Consider the following 1,582-nt stretch of genomic DNA (forward strand, 5'->3'; position numbering starts at 1 on the left):
CAAATGTTACTCAATTTATATTGCTTCAGACCCTTTCAAGGAAAAAATTAAAATTATTTGTGTAGACAGGGACACTGATTTCTTCGGGTTTTGAGTTACCTTTACAGATACAATTCTGCAATTTACGTCTCTGTTGCGCCAATTGGCTCTTGATCTTTCTCATCTTGATAATTTCTACATCACGACCTGTAAGTCTATCATAAGGAGTAACGTTACCAATACCCTGATGAGGCCGGCGATGGTTATAGTAGTCAAAGAAGCCTGATAAATTATCTCTGGCCTCAAGATGATTTGAATATTCATTACGATAGATCTCTTCCTGCTTAGTAGTTCGGAATAATCGCTCAAGGACGGCTAAATCTTGAGGAATATGGGGCCGGGAGTAGTCATTAAGGATGCCTAAGTCCCTTAAGAACTTCTTTAAGGATTTGGCCTTCATCTGAGGGCCGTTGTCAGAGTGAATGATTGGCTTCTGTTCTTTTTGATGTAAATCATATTTAGCCAGAGTAAAATCTATTGTCCTTTGAACATCCTTGGCAGTAGAGGAGGCTGATAATTCCCAGCCTGGCACATAACGCGAATAAAGGTCTATAATGACTATAAGATACCAGAAGGCCTTGCCGATGAGGACATAGGTTAAGTCCACCAGCCAGTGCTGGTGAGGTGCTGTTGCTTCGGGTCTGAGCCAGCGCTTTTTGGGCTTTAAGATATTGTGCTCTTTGATCAGTTCCTTCTGCTTTAATCGTCGATAAACAGTAGAGGCAGAGATATAGATATCCTGTTTCTCCAAGTTAAACTTTATTTCTCTGTAGTGTTGCTCAGGATGATCATTGGCATACTGAAATATAGCCCCTTCCTCTTCGGGTAGTAAACGATTGCTAATATTTTTGGCCAGGGGAGGCTTATCAGCAAGGCCATTGAGCCCAAAACTTCTATAAAGCTCTTTCCAGCGATAGAATCTATCTGAATTTAGGCCTAAGATGCGGCAAGCTCTACGGGAAGAGAGTTTATTTTGATCGATGGCCTTAAGAAGTTCGTATTTGACCATAACCGATAACCTTTTGCCTTTAATCGGACCTAATAGTCCGAGTTCGTTCTTTTTTTTAAAAGGTCTATCTCAGATGCCTGAGATGTAATAATCTCTTTTAAGCGTTCGATCTTTGAGTTGAGAGCTTCCTTTTCAGCATCTTTCTTGCCTCTGCGGGAATTCAAGGCCTTCAGGGCTCCCTCTAAGGCCCTTTGCTTAAAACGATTGAGCTCTGTAGGCCAAATATCATGTTTTCGACAGAGCTCTGAAGTATTAACATCGCCTTTGAAGCTCTCTATAACCAACTGTAGCTTTTCTTGGGCTGTGAGTTTTCTCTTTGCCATTATGACCTCCTTTTGGTTCTATTATCCAAACTCTACAGTCCCAAGTCTACACATTTTTTAAAGGGATTTTTCCTTTAGAAGGTCTGGTTCATTATAGCTCTTTTTCATTCGCTCTTAAATTTTGCTTATCATTACTAAATTTTACCGGGGCCCAAATTCCATATTTAAGTTCCTCTGAAGAAATTTCAAATGAAAACACGCCCAATAAAGT

Annotated in this window: 2 protein-coding genes; both read right to left on the reverse strand. The window is 40.3% G+C overall.

Annotated elements, in window-relative coordinates; translation table 11 throughout:
- Positions 1-25: 25 nt before the first annotated feature.
- Positions 26-1,072, reverse strand: a complete 1,047-nt coding sequence (locus QMD21_07695; protein MDI6856645.1) for an IS3 family transposase — start codon at positions 1,070-1,072, stop codon at positions 26-28.
- 5 nt (positions 1,073-1,077) lie between these two features.
- A complete protein-coding gene (locus QMD21_07700; GenBank protein MDI6856646.1) occupies positions 1,078-1,371 on the reverse strand; it encodes a transposase in 294 nt (97 codons plus the stop codon).
- Positions 1,372-1,582 lie beyond the last annotated feature (211 nt).

The organism is Candidatus Thermoplasmatota archaeon (assembly GCA_030018475.1).
Classification (GTDB): Archaea; Thermoplasmatota; JASEFT01; order JASEFT01; family JASEFT01; genus JASEFT01.